This is a genomic window from Methylothermaceae bacteria B42 (genome assembly GCA_001566965.1).
In the GTDB taxonomy this organism is placed as follows: Bacteria; Pseudomonadota; Gammaproteobacteria; order Methylococcales; family Methylothermaceae; genus Methylohalobius.
Window position 1 is genome coordinate 442,256 of sequence record LSNW01000032.1, and the last position, 17,364, is coordinate 459,619.

Below are 17,364 nucleotides of genomic sequence, written 5' to 3' on the forward strand. Positions count from 1 at the left end.
GTCTGATTCGAAAGCCTCGCCGGCAGGGAGGCCGGCGTGGAGCCTACAGGGACGTATTTACGGCGTTTTTCGAAGCAGACCACATACCCCGGCTTGAATAGATGACGGAACCCTGGGTGCCAAGTGCTACTGAATTGGATTGCAACACCATGCTTGCTTGTACATCGTTAACAATCATCTATTAGCCACTTGTTTTGAATGAAAACTCTATCTATTCCCCATCACGTCTATTTGGTTTCAGAAGATGCTGCTCCCAATATAACCCCGGCGCTGGACAGAACCCTCCGGCCTACTGAAGTGACGCTGGTGGTAAGCCCGGATATGAATCAACGCGCCCTTTGGCTGAGCCGCGTTTTGAAGCAAGCGGCGGGCGTAAAAGTGAATACCTGGCAGGTGGATGACGCTTGGGATGTGGAACATCTGCTCGAGCGTTTTATGTCGCTACTGGAACAGACACCATCACTGCCGGCGCTCAACGCGACAGGGGGCACCAAACCGATGAGCATTGCCGCCTTCGAAGCCTTCCGCGCCTATGAATGCCCGGTATTCTATGTCCACCCTTTTACCGATGAATTGTACTGGCTCCATCCTCAACACTTGCCCAGCCATCAACTGGAGGATCGAATCAAACTACGCCATTTTCTAATGGCCTATGGCGCAGAAATCAAATCTGAAGGGAGTAGCGGCATCCTCCCCGCTTATCAGGCACTCACGGAGCATTTGATCCAAGAAATCCAGCAATATGGGCAAGTCATCGCCACGCTTAATTGGTACGCAACCTTGGCCGAAGAAACGCTCATCTCCCCTCCTCTGCAACGGGACCATTTGCAATGGCCAGCTTTCACTAAACTTCTCACCCGCTTTGAAGACGCTGGCGTGCTGCAAATCAAAGACGCCTGCCTTATCTTTCCCGATGAAACCGCCCGTGCTTTTGTCAATGGCGGATGGCTGGAACAGTACGTCTATCTGCAAGTGGTCAAACTGCGTCAACAGTTACCCATCATCCAGGACGTCAAGCAACATCTGAAAATTACACGAGGCACAGCCACAGCAAAAATAGAGAACGAATTGGATGTGGCTTTGCTGGCCAATAATCGGCTTTATCTGATCGAATGCAAAACCCGCCGCTTTCCTGTTAAAAAACCCTCCGAAGGCCCGGGCGCGGAAGCCATCTATAAATTGGATACGCTCAAGGAATTGTTTGGAGGCTTGCACTGCCAAGGGATGATTGTCAGCTATTTACCCATGCGCGAGGCTGACATCCGCCGTGCTCGCGACTTAGGTATTGAGATCTGCCAGGCTGGGCAACTACAAAATTTGAGCCATTACATTCAAGCGTGGATTCTGGCAAAACAAATCAGTTCTTGAATAAGATGGCTCATCCCTGCTTCATCCCTAAATCGGACTGTCGCAACCGTTCTTCTTCCCAGTAAAAAAGTTCCAAAAAAAAAACGTATCAATGCTTGATTTCTTTGAATAATTTTAGCAAACTCTGATTTTCACATCTGCGAGGAGGATTTGTCATGGGCCAACCACTCAGCGAAAAAGAAAAGCAGCAAATACTCAATTCCCCACCCAAAGGCACCTGGGCACTGATGCTCATGGTTGGCATCGGGATGGCCGTCGCTTGGTTATTCCTCTATTTCGGGGTCTTCATTCCCCGTGGCAGCGTTCAATGAGGTGAATCATGCATATCGATCCATTAGAAAAAAAATGGCTCTACATTGCCTTTGGCATGGTGGGACTATTCCTGGGGGCAATTTTTCTCACTGCTTTGATTCCAGGCATTCATCCACCGAGTAACGTGGAAACCATCGATTCCGCCCGTTTGCACTTGAGTGAAGAGTTTGCCGAAGATAATTTAGGCGTCAAAATCAATCCCGACGGCACCATCAGGGTAACCATGGTAGCTGGCCGCTATGGCTTTTTCCCTCGCCATATTACCCTTCCCGCCGATACACCCGTCACTTTCCGCTGGGCCAGCATTGATGTATTGCACGGGGTCCACATGCCCATGACCAATATGAGTACTATGGTAGTTCCAGGGTTCGTGGCGCAGGTAACCACTGTCTTCCCCAAGCCCGGTGACTATCCGCTACTGTGCAACGAATATTGCGGAACCGGTCATGATTTCATGTGGAGTAAGGTCACCATTGTGGCCAAACAAACCTGGGAGCGCGAACACCCAAACCAAGGAGGTAAGTCATGATAGACACTCAAGTTAGACGTTTGAGCGCCTGGAATATGATTGTGGCCTTCGCCGCCTTCATCCTCGCTTGCTTCATGGGCTTCTTCCAGGTACTGGAGCGCAGCGGACTGTTTGATTTCCTGGAATCTCCCAAACTATACTTCACCTCGGTCAGTACCCATGGAGTACTCATGGCTTACGTCCTGACCACTTTTTTCATCATGGGTTTTGGCTATTACACTGCCGCCACCACGTTGAAACGGCCCATCTGGAAGCCCACCATCGCTTGGGCGGGATTTGCCATCACTTTGTTTGGTACTGTCTTGGCGGCCATTCCGCTGCTCACCGGAAAGGCCTCTGTTCTCTACACCTTCTACCCGCCTATCCAGGCTCACCCCGCCTTTTACATCGGCGCGGCTCTCCTGGTAGTGGGTTCATGGGTATGGTGCGCCATCATGGTAATCATGGCCGTACAATGGAAACGGGATAATCCTGATCAACCGCTGCCGTTGGCCATGTTCGCCACCGTCGCTAACGCCTTGCTGTGGCTTTGGACCAGTGCCGGTGTGGCCATGGAGGTGGTATTTCAGCTCATTCCTTGGGCCTTGGGATGGAGCGACACCATAGATCCGGGCCTTGCTCGCACATTGTTTGCCTGGACCTTGCATCCCATTGTTTATTTTTGGTTGATACCCGCCTATACAGCCTTGTATTGTTTCGTACCAAGAGCCGCCGGTGGATACCTTTTCAGTGACGAGATGGCGCGGCTGGCATTTCTGGGACTGTTGGTCTTCAGCCTCCCCATTGGATTTCATCACCTTTACATGGATCCCGAACAAGCCGCGGGCTGGAAGCTAATGCATGGCGTGGGAACTTTCATTGTCGCGGTCCCCACCCTGGTAACGGGATTTACGGTATTAGCTTCCATGGAAATTGCCGGCCGCCTCAATGGCGGCAAAGGACTGTTTGGCTGGATCGGCGCCCTACCCTGGCGCAACCCCATGGTACTGGCGGCAATTCTGGCCTTTCTTATGTTAGTCCTGGGGGGCTTCGGCGGCATCGTCAACGCCAGCTACGCCTTGAACGCCATGGTTCATAATACCGCTTGGGTACCGGGGCATTTCCATCTAATCTTTGCGGGAACCACCGTGATCATGTATTTTGCCATTGCTTACCACCTTTGGCCAAAGATCACGGGCAAAAAACTTTATTCCAATACCCAAGCCTTGATTCAACTGTGGACCTGGTTCATTGGCATGACTGTCCTCAGTTCCCCCTGGCACATTCTGGGAATGCTGGGACAACCCCGGCGAATCTCCAGTGTCACCTATAATAGTTTACTTACCCTGGCCTGGGATCCTTATGAATTGTTCATGGTTATTGGTGGCGCCATCCTCCTGGGATCGGCCTGTCTTTTCATTTATATCCTCGTGAAAACTCAGGTCAATTCAGAGCAGGAGACAAATGTGGAACCTGAGTATTCCCAGCCCATCCATCAGCCGGAAGACATGCCCCCTTGGGTGGAAAACATCAAGCTTTGGAATATCGTGATTGCGGTTTATATGCTGGCGAGTTTTGGCATTCCCATCGCCCAATTCTTTTTCATGGATACTTTCGATTCAATTCCCTGGGGGTACTGACATGCAAAAATGGATAATTGGACTCAGCTGTCTGCTGGCGACCGGGTTAATCCAGGCGGAACCTTCCAGCAAAGTTGCCTGGACGGCGGAAACACTGAACCTGGTGGAAAGTGGCAATCCCGAAAAAGGCAAGCAACTGGCCGAGACTTGCGCCAGTTGCCATGGTAGCGAAGGCATCAGCACCAACCCGGCTTTCCCTTCCCTGGCGGGGCAGTTGCCTACTTACCTGTACCGGCAACTGAGGGATTACAAGGATGGTAGCCGGCAGAACCCCCTGATGCAGAATTTCGCCAGTGGCCTGAGTGATCAGGACATGGCTGACCTGGCCGCCTGGTACGCACAGCTCCCTCCACCTGTCCGGGAACGCACTGGCGAAAAGGACTTTGAGAAGATCATGCCCCTGGTTATCCATGGGGACAGCAAGCGGATAATTCCCCCTTGCTATGCCTGTCATGGCGCCCATGGCGAAGGGGAAAAAATCGACACGCCTAGAATTGCCGGTCAGTCGGTTGAATTTTTAAAGCAAGTGCTAAAGGATTACAAAACCGGCATCCGCCACAATGATATCTATCGCAGGATGCGCCTGATCGCCGAACAGCTCACTGATGAGGAAATCGAAGGACTGGCGGAATATTATTCTACCCTGCAACCCTGACTCAGATAATCGGGGCAGTCACCCTGCCCCGTGTTCCCCATGCTTTCCAAAAAGATTTTACTTTTTCTTAGTCTTTTAACAGTTTGGGTTGCTCACCCTGCCCCCGCCACCAATGCCTGGGACATGCCTCCCTTACTGCTCCCTGATTTACAGGGAAAACAACATAATCTCTATGATTGGCATGGACGTGTCATCCTGCTCAACTTCTGGGCCAGTTGGTGTGGTCCGTGCCAGATTGAACTTCCCCATCTGGTGGATTATCAAAAACGATACGGCGGCCAAGGGCTGCAGGTCATCGGTATTGGTCTGGACGACCCCGCCAAACTGGCTAATGTGGCCCGCACCTTGAATCTCCCGTATCCCATCCTTCACGCTCCCGCCAAACAAGCGGTCACCCTGCTGCAACAGTGGGGCGATCGTCCCGGGGTTTTACCTTATACGGTGGTGATTGACCGGGATGGCACGATGGTTTTCCAGCGAGTAGGCGTCTTCGACGACGAAGCTTTCGAGCTCGTAGTATTACCTTTGCTCCAAAGTCCCGTTCATTGAATCTGAATATCGTTAATATGAAGCACCGGTGCGGGATAGCGGACAACCTGCTTATCGGCAGTGAGCAAAGTAACGCCCTCAACCAGGGACTGAGCCACAAGCATGCGGTCAAAAGGGTCCTTATGGATTGCCGGCAATAGCCCTATTTCCACCGCATGACGGCTGGAAACCGGCAGCTCCTCATAGCCATTATCCAATAACCCACGGCGCAGCACCCGGCAATCCACCTGAAAATCCGGCCGATTCAAGCCGGTTTTAATCGCAATCTCCCACATACTGGCGGCGCTGAACCATAACTCATTGCCTGCATCCTTCAAAAGCAGTCTTGCACAATCAGGCAACCGCTCTGGCATGCCAGCGGCCCAGAGCAAGACGTGCGTATCCAACAGCAGCTTCACGCTTCCCGGTTAAAAAGTTGTTCAATGACCTCCTCACCCATGCGGTCAAAGTCTTCGGGCACTTTGATTTGCCCTGATAAAAAACCAAGCCGCCTTTTCTGACCCGGTTCCGGGGCATCCAGCGCCATCAGTTTTGCAATGGGTTTGCCGGCCTTGGCGATAATGATCGTTTCGCCCTTGGCTGCCTCTTCGACAATGCGGGAGAGATGGGTCTTCGCCTCATGCATGTTAACGGTTTTCATGATATGATTCCAACTAAACCAATCGAACTTAGTTTATCATGTTTCTGCTTTTAAAAAGCCAACAAGAGATTTTTATTTTCCGTATCTACGCTTCCATGGTTATTATGTTGGAGAATATTTAAGAAACATCAGAAGAGGATGTCATGCTGGGAGGTTTAATTGCCATCGCTGTCGCCGTCTGGTTCTTTACCAGCGCCCAAAAGGCGCCCGGTAAGGAACCTGTTCAATGGGCCGCCATTGGCGTGGGCGTCTATTACGGAATATTGTTTTTATGGACCATTGTGACGGATATCGGCTTCATGGCCGATTTACACCACAAAAGCATCACCATTGGCGCAATCGTCCACTATATGGGGCCGGCGCTGGGGATTTTGGCTACTTGGTGGGTAAGAAGGCAATGGCTTTTGCCATCTAAAAAAGCAAATTGACCCGCGCACCGCTAAGGAAACGCTGATTAATTCACAATTTTCATTCCCGCGAAAGCGGGAATCTATAACCCATTGAAAATAAAGCACTGGAGTCCGAGTTTCCGCTCCGCTTCGCCCGAAATGACGAATAAATCAGCGATTCCTAAGGATCTTCCTCCAAAACCCTTATTGGGCTAAGTTCTTAACGTCGCCCTTTCGCGCACTATGCCATTGCACTGGGTAACGGGAAAGAACCTGTTCCAAGAAAGCAGGCATTTTCTCAGCAAGAAAAGCTCGCTTGACCCTGTCCTTGATAGCGGAAAAAGCTTTCTGTTGGCCTGGCTTGCGGTCCGTAATAATGAGCAAGTGAAAACCGCGCGGGGTTTGAATGACCTCACTGACGGTATTATCCGGCAAGGTCGCCAATGCTTTTTCAATTGCAGGCATGCCACTGCCTTCCTTCATCCACCCCATATCTCCGGCATTCTTTCGGCCGTAAGGGTCGATGCTGAATTCCTTGGCCAGTTTGAACAGGCTTTCCCCCGCCAGGATCTTATGCCTGAGCATCTCTGCCAACTTACGATCTGCCACGACAATCTGGCCAATCCGGCGCCGCTCCGGTATTTTTCCAATCTCAGGATGGCGCTGATAATAATCGCGCAAAACCGACTCATCGGGAATCCATTCCTTTTCCTTATGTTTGAGTAAAGAAGACACCAGCAACTCCCGCCTGAAACCGTTTACCTGTTCATTGACCTTAATACCAGCTTCCAGGGCCCCTTTTGCCAACAACTGCGTTTCGCTCAAATCCCCAAAGCGGCGCTTGAGCTCATTCAGTTTATCTTCCTTGCGCGCTTTGTATTGGCGGGAGATGTAAACGGCCCGGGCAGCGGAAAGGGCATCCAGATCCATACCTAAGGTGTCTCGCCAACGTTGCTCCTGATCATTGGGAATGGTGATTTGCTCCCGGAGTTGTTGAAGATAGCGTTGGGCCAAAAGACCTGCTTCAAAACTTTTGATTTCCGCCTTGAACTCAGGTGTCTGATCCAGTTTGAGTCTTTCCGCCTCCAGTCCCAGCGCCTGGAAATGAATCAAGCGTTGCAGCAAATCGCCGCGCAGGCTCGCCTGTTCATCAGCATCCAGGGTGGGAAATTGGGTGGCGAATGGCGAGGATTGGAGGGTTTTTTCCAACAGATCTTCGGTAATCGGCCGGCCACCCACCGTCACAATGACTCCTGCCCAGGCAGAAGTGCTAAAAACGACGAAAAATAACAAAGAAATTTTGCGGTTCATACGCTTCTCGATATGGGTGTAAGCAGGATAACAGAGTTCAAGAGTGCCTTGAATTCAAGACACTCTTGATCCCTTACGCCTTCGTAAAGAAAAGACTCCCTGTAAAAACTGGTACCAGTTTTTACCTTGGGTTTTTCCCGCCCAAATCCGGCGCATTGGCATGCATCCAGGCAACCGCGGCATCAAAATCATCGCCAATCTTCTTGCCTTGCCAGGTCATACCCTCAGCCAATAGCGGCACACCCTTGGCATTGGTTTCGTGGCAAGAAGCGCATTTGAGTGGCCCATGACTGCCATCGGGATTGTATTGCGGCGCCTGTTTATAGGTGGTGGTATCCACCCTTGGGGTCACCGGATACAGCCCATGGATGGACTGGTGGCAAGCCTGGCACGCCAGCCCGGAATGCCCCTTGGAATAACGCATCAAGCTATATTTCCCCGGTTGGTTGATGGGAAACGCCACGCCTCCCTGGCCTTCCACAAACGGCGCTTCATGGCAATCAGCGCAGTGAGGTTCTCCCGGCGCCAACCAATAATCGCGGCCGTGATCAGCAGCATCGTAAGGAACCGCCAGAGCATCGTCAGCACCCTTCGGCAATTTCAACGATTTGGGATCGGTTTTGGGATTGGCGGAGAGAATCGTCACGTTGATATCGCCATCCTCATCTTTATGAATCAAAGGATTTCCGCCTTTCATGGCAATCACAGCGATATCAGCAACCGTGCGTTCCTTGGCCCAGGTTGCCAGAATCCCGGATTTCCCTGGGGTATCGTGGCCATTTTTGTCCAGCACGACTTTGGGATCAATGTATCGCTCGATGAGTTCCTTTTCGGATACGCCAATGGCCAGGGCAATGGCCTCCAGGGACTTGTTACGCAAGGTTTCCCCTTCCTGACGGAAGGCGTGGGTAATATTGTCTCGTTGATACAGTTCCCGTGACAGTTGGTTGTGACAGTTGGTACACCACAATCCCTTGCCCCCCTTGCCATTGCCAATCTGGGAAACATTGGCTTGCAGCCATTTACCAATGGCGTTGAGGTGTTCTGGCGTTTCCACCCCGTCTTTATCCTTGCCCGGGTTGGAATGGACATCGCGGCCGGCAAAACATCCGCCCTTGGTGTCACGGTTATCGGCGTCGGCATAATGATTGGTGCCCTGTGGTGTGATCGGATAGCCATCCAAGGACCCATCCTGGCGGTGGGCCGGGTGACAACCCGCGCAGGTACCCGTGCGCCCCAGGGAATCCGGCAACGGCCGCACCTGTTGATGCGCGGTATGCAATGCTTCGCTTAAAGGGGGCAAGGGCACATCGGCAGGGGATTTTTGCCCGGTCAATGCCTCGGCAATACCCTTCGATTGCAGCACTCCGATCACATTATCGGCGTGACACTTTTGGCACAGCACCGGATCCCGGCCAAGGCGATTACTCAAAGAACGGCTATCAGGATTGTATTTGGCAATAAAGTTAGTCCCATGCTTGGCATCGTGAATTTGCAGGATGGAAACGGAAGTCGCTTTCAAACTGGCGATATAATCACTGGCATTCATGCCTTTCCAGAAAGCAAATTCCCGTTTGTACAAGGTATATTTCTTGCCGTTGGCGTTTTCGTTGGCATGGCAATTGGCACAGTTGGGCACATCAATGGGATTCGTACCAGTAAACATAACGGGTTTGCCCGTATGACTGTCCAAAATCGGCTCCCCGGTCTTGGCGTCCACCAACTTGACCCATGCTTCCTGATAAGGGCGAATATCGCTCTCTACGATAGTCAAGGGATTTTTGGTGACGGTACTATCGTTGAAAGGCGTCAGTGGCAGCCCCAAGGCATCCCAAATGCCGGGATTGGTCAGCACAATGGGAACATTATCCAGTACCGGCGCTTTAGTGAAGACAATAGTGCCGGTATCCCCAGTGTAATGGAGATGACCGCCTTTCATTGGACTGGGAACCGCCGCACCGGCAGGACCGTTATCCAGCGGCACCGGAATCTCCAGCCCTACCCGCTTCTTTTCGCTATCCTTGCTGGTGTTTTTGGGATTGGCCCCCGTTAAGTCCTTGTAAACATAAAGATGGGTCCAATAGGCATTGGCGACATTTTCATTGGCGCCGTATTTGCCATCGCCATTGACGTCGTAGGGAACAGTCCAGTAATAGAGTTTGGCCCCTTCCGAATAGGTATTATCCACATGACCGTATTCCAGCTTCATGCGTTTTTTGCCATCCACCAGTACTGTGGGATCATTGGGATCGGCGCCTAACAGTTTGGGCAGGTCGTAAGGTCCCTTGCCGGTTTTGACCACCTGACTCTGGATTGAATTGTAAGGGGGCAAAATACAACAATAGGAAAAATCAAAACCGGTGCAATGCATGCCCAGCTCATAATTAATCGTAATGTTGTAGTCGTTTTTGGGCTTTTGCGTTTCAGGCATGGCCACCGCCATGCCTGGATAAATCAACGCAAACGCCAGCCAATGAAAAAAAGCGGATCGGATTTTCATCATGCGCTCCTTTGGTGTTCCCGCACCTCTCTGGGTTGGATGATCAGACAATAGCGGCAGCCGCCATACGCCCTGCTATTTTTTCAAGCTTTCGTAATAGGCAGCAATATTGGCTATATCTTCGTCACTGAGTCCGGAAACCATGGCTTTCATCACTGCATGGCTGCGGGCATCGGTCTTATAGGCCATCATGGAAGCCACCAGATACTCGGCATTCTGTCCCGCCAGATTGGGGTAAGAAGGCTTGGTGGCGATGCCGTCAGCACCATGACAACCGGCGCAAGCAGCCGCTTTTGCCTTGCCTGCCTCGATATCGGCCGCTTGGGCTACCGATACTACCCCCACGAATGCTGACGCGACTAGAATAGAAAATGTTTTCATTGTTTCTTCCTCCCATTCAACGAACTTTGTATTGGAGTTTGCATCATACCCTAGAAAATTACAATTTTCTAATGCGTTTTACAGGAACGTCATTACTTGGTATTTTGTCCAATCGCAATTTTGCACTCACTGTCTTGGTTTGTCCAAGGCTTTTTCACTCATCTTGAACTCATTATCTATCGATGACACCCCCTTATCACGCGCTTGTTCTTAACCTCCATCAACCGACCAGCAATTTGACTGACCTCTGGCACCACAACCGCTGGGAAGCCAAGGAAATTCTTTTTGCCATGGACCGCATTCCCAGGAGCCTGTGGGGCTATGAAGATATTGCCCGGGTCCATTTGTCATTATCCGGAACATTACTGGAAACCCTCGCCGATCCTTCCTTTCAATCAATGGTGTACGGCGCGGTGGATGCCGGCACTTTGCTGTGGCATTTTCAAAATACCCAGTTGTTCGAAATTCTGGGGACCGGCTACTACCATCCGGTCCTGCCGCTGATTCCCGAAGCCGACCGTAAAGAACACCTAGAGCGTTGGTTGAACATAGGCCGTCATTTGTTCTGGCGTGAGCATTTTCAAGGTTTTTGGCCACCTGAAATGGGATTTTGCATGGAGCTAATCTCCTTCTTGAAACAAATGGGTTACCGCTATGTATTGGTGGACAGCGAACACGTGGAGCCAGTAACCCCGATGGAGTGGCCGCAGCTCCTCTACCGCCCTCATATCGCCCGTCATGAAGGCGAAGAAATTATCGTCATTGTCCGCGACCGGGATCTGTCCAATGCCCAGGAGTCGGGCATGGAAGTGGACTGGTTTTGCCGCGAAGTGGAAGGACGCACCCGCTGGTGCGATGCCCCGCCCCTGGTGACTACCTGCACCGATGGCGATAATGGCGGATGGTTCCGCAATGTCACTAAAGGAGCGAATTTTTGGGATGCCTTCTATATTCCGTTACTAGAAAGAGCCCGCACCCACCAAAGTTCTCCCCAACCTATTTTTATTGGTGACTACCTGGATCGCTATGGCGTCCACGGTGAAGTCCGGGTACGTACCGGTGCCTGGAATACCGGCTGGCACCATGGCCGGGATTTCACCCAGTGGACAGGTTCACAGCGGCAAAAAGACGGTCTCCAAGCCATTCGGGAATTCAGCAAACAATTTCATGATCTGCGCTGGCGTGCCGGTGAACTTGGTAAAAACACGCCGCCGCTTCAGGATGTTCTGGAAGAAAGTCTGACCTATCTTTTGCGGGCGGAAACCAGTTGTCATTTCTACTGGGGAGAAGCCTGGGTGGAAAGGGCGGAAAAGGATTTAGAAGCCGCCCGGCAAACGCTGGAACAAGCCAGACCCTGGGTAAAATCGGACACAGCATAACCGTCTTTCCTCAAAGACTTCCAAACACCGCGACGCTTTATAAAATATTCACACATCAGGTTAACGATATAGGTACGGAGTATCGTATGCGCCTTCCATGGTGCGCTAAGCGCACCCTACCAACTTAATCATCATTTCATTAAAACCTGCGATCAATCAGGAGAACACACACCATGAGCCAAAACGAATTACCAGAAATCATTGACGGTTTGCCCAATATCAGCGGCAGTGAGGATCTGGTACAAGCCAGCATCGAAAAACACGCCGGCGATACCCTTTATTTAGGCAAAAGCGGCATCGATTTCGACCAAGTGGTAAGCGCATGCGCCATCGCCCTGCACATGCACCAACCCTTGATTCCGGCCGGCGGGGACGACCTGCAGACCGCCGAAATCATCAGCAATCTCCAATATATGATGGAGCACCAGGATATTGGGGATAACCACAATGCACCGGTATTTCATTGGTGTTACAAGCGCATGGGTGAGTTTATTCCTCAACTGTTTGGCGAAGGCAAGCAACCCAGGGCTGGTTTGGACTATTCAGGCACTTTGTTTTATGGCCTGAGAAAAATGGGCCTGCACGACGTCTTTGACGCCCTGATCCCTCTGGCGACTGATCCCCATACCCAACACGGCGCCGAATGGTTGGGCACGGCCTGGGGCCATGCGGTCGCCCCTTCCACGCCGGTCCAGGATTTTCGCCTTCACGTTCGCGCCTGGCAGCATCACTTCGCCGCTATTTTTGGTCTCGAAGCCGTAGCCAGGGTACGGGGATTTTCACCGCCGGAAATGGCCCTGCCCAATCAACCCGATGTCGCCTACGAATTTGTCAAAACCCTGAAAGACTGCGGCTTTCAATGGGTGTTAGTGCAAGAACACACGGTAGAGCAGCCTGACAATGGCTGGGGGCCGGAGCACAAACACCTGCCCCATCGCCTAGTGTGCCGCAACAGCAAGGGAGAAACCGCGGAAATCATCGCCATCATCAAAACCCAGGGGAGCGACACCAAATTGGTGGCGCAAATGCAGCCTTACTACGAAGCCAAGGGACTCAGCCGCCAAACCCTCGCAGGCCATTCGATACCGCCCCTGGTGACCCAGATTGCCGATGGCGAAAACGGCGGCGTGATGATGAATGAATTTCCGCCAAAATACATGGAAGTCATTCGCGAGGCCAGCGGCTCACGCACGCCGGTCGTCAATGTCAGCGAGTATCTCGAGTATATTTTTTCTCTCGGCATTCAAGAACAAGACCTTCCCGCGCTTCAACCCAAAAACCAGAAACTGCTCTGGGATCGCTTCCAACCCGGCGAGGGCCCGGAAAAACTGGAAAAGGTCATCGAACAACTGCGTCAAGAAAATCACGAATTCCACATGGAAGGGGGCAGTTGGACCGATGATATTTCCTGGGTCAAAGGCTATGACGACCTGCTCCAACCCATGGATGAAGTCAGCGCCCTGTTCTATGAAAAAGTCATCAAACCCGGTATTCCCACCAGCGATCCCCGCTACCGCAAAGCCTTGTTCCATCTAATGGTGTGCGAAACCAGCTGCTTCCGTTATTGGGGACAGGGCATCTGGGTGGACTATGGCCGTGAACTCTGCCGGCGCGCCCGGGAAATTTTGGAAAAAGAATTCTAGGATCATTACCCAACCATGGCTATTCCTCAATGAAAATCGGATTTCTGTTTAATCATTACGCCACTCACCAGGTTCCCCATGCGGCACCTTACGCTTTCGAGTTATCCCGTAGATATTCACAACACGAGGTCATTATTGCTTGCGCGTCTGAGCAAGAAATGGCGCTAGTAAAAGAAATTGCCAGCCTTTATCCCGGCCACCGCTGCCAATTCATCAAGTTATCGCCTCCCTGGCATTATCAACTGATCGATCCTTTGATTTCCAAATGGTCCTTTAAACGCAAAAAGGAAGTTCTGAAAAACAATCTTGACTTCTTCCGCAGCCTGGACGTATTGGTAGCCCCGGAGCGTCACTGCATGAAACTGCGCACCCAATATGGTCTGGACAAACTGATCATGATCCACACCCGCCACGGTGCTGGAGACCGGGAAGGCGGCTTTGACGATCGCTCCGGCGCTTTTGATTTCACCTTGCTGCCCGGGCAAAAATATGTCGACCGGCTTGGCGAACTGAATCTATTACGTGAAGGAACCTATGCCTCAGTCGGCTGGGCCAAGTTTGAAGTCATTCAAGGTTTGCGGAAACAACGGAAAAAGTTTTTCCATAACGACCGCCCTGTGGTTGTCTACAACCCCCACTTCGATCAGCGGGTTTCCTCCTGGCAACCGATGGGAATCCAGGTGCTCGAATTTTTCGCCGACAATCGCGACTACAACTTGATTTTTGCGCCTCATGTGGTTTTGTTCAAACGCCGCATTCGCCACGGAGCCTATTTGCCGAAAAAGTTTAAAAACATGCCTAATATTCACATCGATCTAGGCAGCCCAGCCTCGGCGGACATGACCTATATGCTATCTTCCGATATCTATTTAGGCGATGTCAGCAGTCAGGTTTACGAATTCCTGCTGGAACCCAGACCTTGTATTTTCCTCAATGGGCATCAAGTAGATTGGCGAGGCAATCCCTTCTATTTCCATTGGACTTTGGGACAAGTGGTAAATGATATTGACAAAGAACTACGGCCGGCCCTGGAAAAAACTTTTTCGCTCCAGCCAGAATTTCTACCCAGGCAAAAACAAGCCTTTGCCTATACTTTCCGCACCGAAACCGATAGTACGGCGGCGCAACGTGGCGCCGACGCCATCGCCGGGTTCTTAAAAGACAAAAGAGGAAAACCTGAAGACAATCGCGTACAGCCAGCCGAAACAGCCTGAATTTCCGCAATGCATGCCGGCCAGGCTCGTTTATTTTGCAAATTGCGAAAAAACCTTTAGATAACCTGCCACTGCCGCCGGAAGCGAATATTCTCTGGCTCTCTGCTTGAGGAGATCTGCCTGTGGCGGCGAAGTCAAAGTACTCAGCATGGCCTCGGCCAAAGCCTCCTCATCTCCTACGGGCACTAGCGCCCCATAACGTCCATTGGCAAGGATTTCTTCCGGCCCACTGGGACAACGGGTGCTGACAATGGGGCAACCGCAAGCCATGGCTTCTATCAGCACCCCTGGCGACCCTTCCCAGGCGGAAGATAACACAAACAGATCGGCGCTTGCCATCCAGGCATAAGGGTTGTGCATAAAACCCGGGAAAACCACATCTTCGGCAATGCCCAACTGCTTACTTAATTGCACTAGCGACCGGCGTTGTTTGCCCTCTCCCAAAATTACCAAGAGCGCGGGTAGTTGTTGTCGAAGCCGGGCAAATGCCTTTATTAAAGTAGGAAAGTCCTTTTGTGGCGTTAACCGTCCCGCGCCAAGAACCACCGGACGCCCTTGATCAAAAATCCAGGCGCAATCTTCCGGCACGGGAATATTGGCTAATGTTTCGATTTCCGGCGTGAATGTTGGATTATTGACGGTAACCACTCTATCCCCCAAAGACTTGATATGCCTCCGCAAATCCTGGGAGATCCCTTCCGAGACGCCAATGGCGGCATCAGCCCAGCCATAACACCAGCGGGCAATCCGTAAGCGGATATTTTCCTGTGAGCGCCGGTGTGATTCGGTCAAGTGGTTACTTACCCTCAGCACTACCGGCACTTTACCCTTCGCTAATTTGGCTGCCCACAGCGCACTCAGATGGGCATGATTGGCCGCCGACAAAAGCACATCCGGCCGCTCGGATTGCAAATACCGAATCAAGCCGGGTACGGCTCCCATTAATTGACGGCGGCGGGTGCGGAAAAAAAATTTCGCACGGGGCAATTCCAAAACCCGTGGACGGATATCCTCGGGACAGCTATTTGCCAAAGGACCTTCCGCGGCAACCAGCAACAGATCCACTTCCAACCCTTGTTCCGCGAATCCTGCCGCCAATGCCAAAGTTCGGCGAGTCGCCCCGCCACCGGTCAATCCGTAAAGATAGATCGCTATTCGCATGTCGCCTCACCCATTATCTTTTTACATATAGATATTCCATTTATGAATATTTGATACCCGCCTTATGAAAATTCGATATTGTTATATACATATATCAATACTACAATTTCGAAAAATCTGACTAGTTCGGTCGGAAATTTATTTTCAACCACGACTAATCATGATTTTAACGGTTCCATCGACATTGCTGAGCGGTAAAAAAACCGCAGGGAGTTTGGCGTTGGGTAGTTTTCGAGCTGGCGATTTGGCGCCTGGATTTTCCAAATCCGCCCTTGTCGTTGCCGGCATCAACGAATACTCAGCCTGAACACCGGAAAAAAGCATGGATTATTTAAATCACCTTTTCCAGAAGGAGGTTAACGTTATGACTCAAAAATATAGTCGTCATCATTCCGTATTAATTATTGGCGGTGGCGCCGCCGGCGCAGGCATGGCCCATCGGCTAATCAACCAACTGAAATGTGATGATGTGGCAGTCGTCGAACCTGCCGAATATCACTATTATCAGCCCATGTGGACTTTGGTAGGCGCGGGAATCGCCTCTAAAAGGCGCACCCGCAAGCCCATGTCGGCATTGTTGCCAAAAGAGGCTGTGTTAATCAAAGATCGCGTCGTGGCGGTAGATCCCGACGCCCGTTTGGTGGAAACCGCTGCCGGAGAAAAAATCAGTTACGACTGGCTTGTCGTAGCCGCCGGGCTCAAGCTCGACTGGAACAAAATCGAAGGTCTCAATAAAGCAATCATTGGCCAATACGGGATTTGCAGCAATTACAGCTACGACACCGTCCATCACACCTTTGAAATGATCCGTCATTTCAAAGGGGGCTCCGCTTTGTTCACCATGCCGCCTATGCCCATCAAATGTCCAGGCGCGCCCCAAAAAATCGCCTATCTGGCCGAAGATTACTTCCGCCGCAAGGGCATTCGCGATAAATCCGTGGTGAAATTTTACACTACCACACCGGGCATTTTTGGTGTCAAGAAATATGCGGACGCTTTGATGAACCAAGTCATCAAACCCCGCAATATCGAAACCCGCTTCCGTCACAATCTGGTGGCGATCCGTCCTGAATCCCGCGAAGCGGTGTTCGAAAACTTGGACACCGGCGAGACAGTGGTGGAAAAATACGACCTTATCCATGTCACCCCACCCCAGAGCGCCCCCGATTTTATCCGTAACAGCGCTCTTGCCAACAGCGCCGGTTGGGTGGATGTGGACCAATACACGCTACAGCACAACCGCTATCCCAATGTTTTTGCTCTAGGTGACTGCGCTGGTACGCCCAACTCCAAGACTGCCGCCGCGGTACGCTCGCAAGCGCCGGTGGTGGCGCGCAATCTCGCCACTGTCATGGGCGGCGGGGAACCCAAGGCCAAGTACGATGGTTATGGCTCCTGTCCGCTCGTCACCGGCTATGGCCGCACCATTCTGGCCGAATTTATTTATGGCGGCAAGGTGCGTGAGACTTTTCCCTTCGACCAGGGTAAGGAGCGCCTAAGCATGTATTTGCTCAAGCGCTACGTTCTGCCTCTGGTGTATTGGCAAGGCCTGGTAAAAGGCCGTCAATGGCCTAAACCTTTGCCAAGGGATCTCGGCAGCGACCATGCGCCAGTCTAACCGGCTATTGTCCGAAATTATTCTGGTTTTAATATTCAAAGCCTTGTTTTTCTGGGGTATTTGGGCCTGTTGTTTTCGGCAGGTCCAACCGCCCCA

Annotated in this window: 16 protein-coding genes; 10 read left to right on the forward strand and 6 right to left on the reverse strand. The window is 51.6% G+C overall.

The genetic code is table 11. From position 1 onward, the window contains the following. Positions 1 to 198: 198 nt before the first annotated feature. From AXA67_13240 to AXA67_13260, 5 genes are all read left to right on the forward strand, one after another. Positions 199 to 1,368: a hypothetical protein gene (locus tag AXA67_13240; GenBank protein KXJ39999.1), complete on the forward strand. Its 1,170-nt coding sequence runs from the start codon at positions 199 to 201 to the stop codon at positions 1,366 to 1,368. Between the two features lie 319 nt (positions 1,369 to 1,687). Further along, a complete protein-coding gene (locus tag AXA67_13245; protein KXJ40000.1) occupies positions 1,688 to 2,209 on the forward strand; it encodes a cytochrome C oxidase subunit II in 522 nt (173 codons plus the stop codon). Further along, complete coding sequence (locus AXA67_13250; protein KXJ40001.1) at positions 2,206 to 3,828, forward strand: cytochrome C oxidase subunit I; 1,623 nt, start codon at positions 2,206 to 2,208, stop codon at positions 3,826 to 3,828. The genes AXA67_13245 and AXA67_13250 overlap by 4 nt, the downstream gene beginning before the upstream one ends. 1 nt (position 3,829) lies before the next feature. Further along, positions 3,830 to 4,483: a cytochrome C gene (locus AXA67_13255; protein ID KXJ40002.1), complete on the forward strand. Its 654-nt coding sequence runs from the start codon at positions 3,830 to 3,832 to the stop codon at positions 4,481 to 4,483. A 39-nt stretch (positions 4,484 to 4,522) separates the two neighbouring features. Beyond that, positions 4,523 to 5,032: a hypothetical protein gene (locus AXA67_13260; GenBank protein KXJ40003.1), complete on the forward strand. Its 510-nt coding sequence runs from the start codon at positions 4,523 to 4,525 to the stop codon at positions 5,030 to 5,032. On the opposite strand, the gene AXA67_13265 is transcribed toward AXA67_13260, so the two are convergent. Then, entirely contained in the window at positions 5,026 to 5,430 is a 405-nt protein-coding gene (locus tag AXA67_13265) for a twitching motility protein PilT (protein KXJ40004.1), read from the reverse strand. The two genes, AXA67_13260 and AXA67_13265, sit on opposite strands and share 7 nt — an antisense overlap. Beyond that, positions 5,427 to 5,672 carry a prevent-host-death protein gene (locus tag AXA67_13270; GenBank protein KXJ40005.1) on the reverse strand — a complete coding sequence of 82 codons (246 nt, stop codon included), beginning with the start codon at positions 5,670 to 5,672 and terminating at the stop codon, positions 5,427 to 5,429. The genes AXA67_13265 and AXA67_13270 overlap by 4 nt, the downstream gene beginning before the upstream one ends. Before the next feature lie 143 nt (positions 5,673 to 5,815). On the opposite strand from AXA67_13270, the gene AXA67_13275 reads away from it, so the two are divergent. Continuing rightward, positions 5,816 to 6,100: a hypothetical protein gene (locus AXA67_13275; protein ID KXJ40006.1), complete on the forward strand. Its 285-nt coding sequence runs from the start codon at positions 5,816 to 5,818 to the stop codon at positions 6,098 to 6,100. Positions 6,101 to 6,265: 165 nt separating this feature from the next. Here the strand turns inward: AXA67_13275 and AXA67_13280 are convergent, their stop codons facing one another. From AXA67_13280 to AXA67_13290, 3 genes are all read right to left on the reverse strand, one after another. Then, a complete protein-coding gene (locus AXA67_13280; protein ID KXJ40007.1) occupies positions 6,266 to 7,372 on the reverse strand; it encodes a hypothetical protein in 1,107 nt (368 codons plus the stop codon). A gap of 121 nt (positions 7,373 to 7,493) precedes the next feature. Continuing rightward, positions 7,494 to 9,923 (reverse strand): hypothetical protein, encoded by a 2,430-nt coding sequence (locus tag AXA67_13285; GenBank protein ID KXJ40008.1) that lies wholly within the window; start codon positions 9,921 to 9,923, stop codon positions 7,494 to 7,496. 24 nt (positions 9,924 to 9,947) lie between these two features. Beyond that, a complete protein-coding gene (locus tag AXA67_13290; GenBank protein ID KXJ40009.1) occupies positions 9,948 to 10,253 on the reverse strand; it encodes a hypothetical protein in 306 nt (101 codons plus the stop codon). Between the two features lie 182 nt (positions 10,254 to 10,435). Here AXA67_13290 and AXA67_13295 point away from each other — a divergent pair, with 182 nt between their 5' ends. From AXA67_13295 to AXA67_13305, 3 genes are all read left to right on the forward strand, one after another. Beyond that, positions 10,436 to 11,632, forward strand: coding sequence for a glycoside hydrolase family 57 (locus AXA67_13295; protein KXJ40010.1), 1,197 nt, complete (start codon positions 10,436 to 10,438; stop codon positions 11,630 to 11,632). A 173-nt stretch (positions 11,633 to 11,805) separates the two neighbouring features. Then, on the forward strand, positions 11,806 to 13,275 hold the full coding sequence (locus AXA67_13300) for a glycosyl hydrolase family 57 (protein KXJ40011.1): 1,470 nt from the start codon (positions 11,806 to 11,808) through the stop codon (positions 13,273 to 13,275). Between the two features lie 29 nt (positions 13,276 to 13,304). Then, a complete protein-coding gene (locus AXA67_13305; protein ID KXJ40012.1) occupies positions 13,305 to 14,489 on the forward strand; it encodes a hypothetical protein in 1,185 nt (394 codons plus the stop codon). A gap of 30 nt (positions 14,490 to 14,519) precedes the next feature. Here the strand turns inward: AXA67_13305 and AXA67_13310 are convergent, their stop codons facing one another. Continuing rightward, positions 14,520 to 15,650: a hypothetical protein gene (locus AXA67_13310; GenBank protein ID KXJ40013.1), complete on the reverse strand. Its 1,131-nt coding sequence runs from the start codon at positions 15,648 to 15,650 to the stop codon at positions 14,520 to 14,522. Positions 15,651 to 16,014: 364 nt separating this feature from the next. Here AXA67_13310 and AXA67_13315 point away from each other — a divergent pair, with 364 nt between their 5' ends. Then, complete coding sequence (locus AXA67_13315; GenBank protein ID KXJ40014.1) at positions 16,015 to 17,268, forward strand: pyridine nucleotide-disulfide oxidoreductase; 1,254 nt, start codon at positions 16,015 to 16,017, stop codon at positions 17,266 to 17,268. Positions 17,269 to 17,364 lie beyond the last annotated feature (96 nt).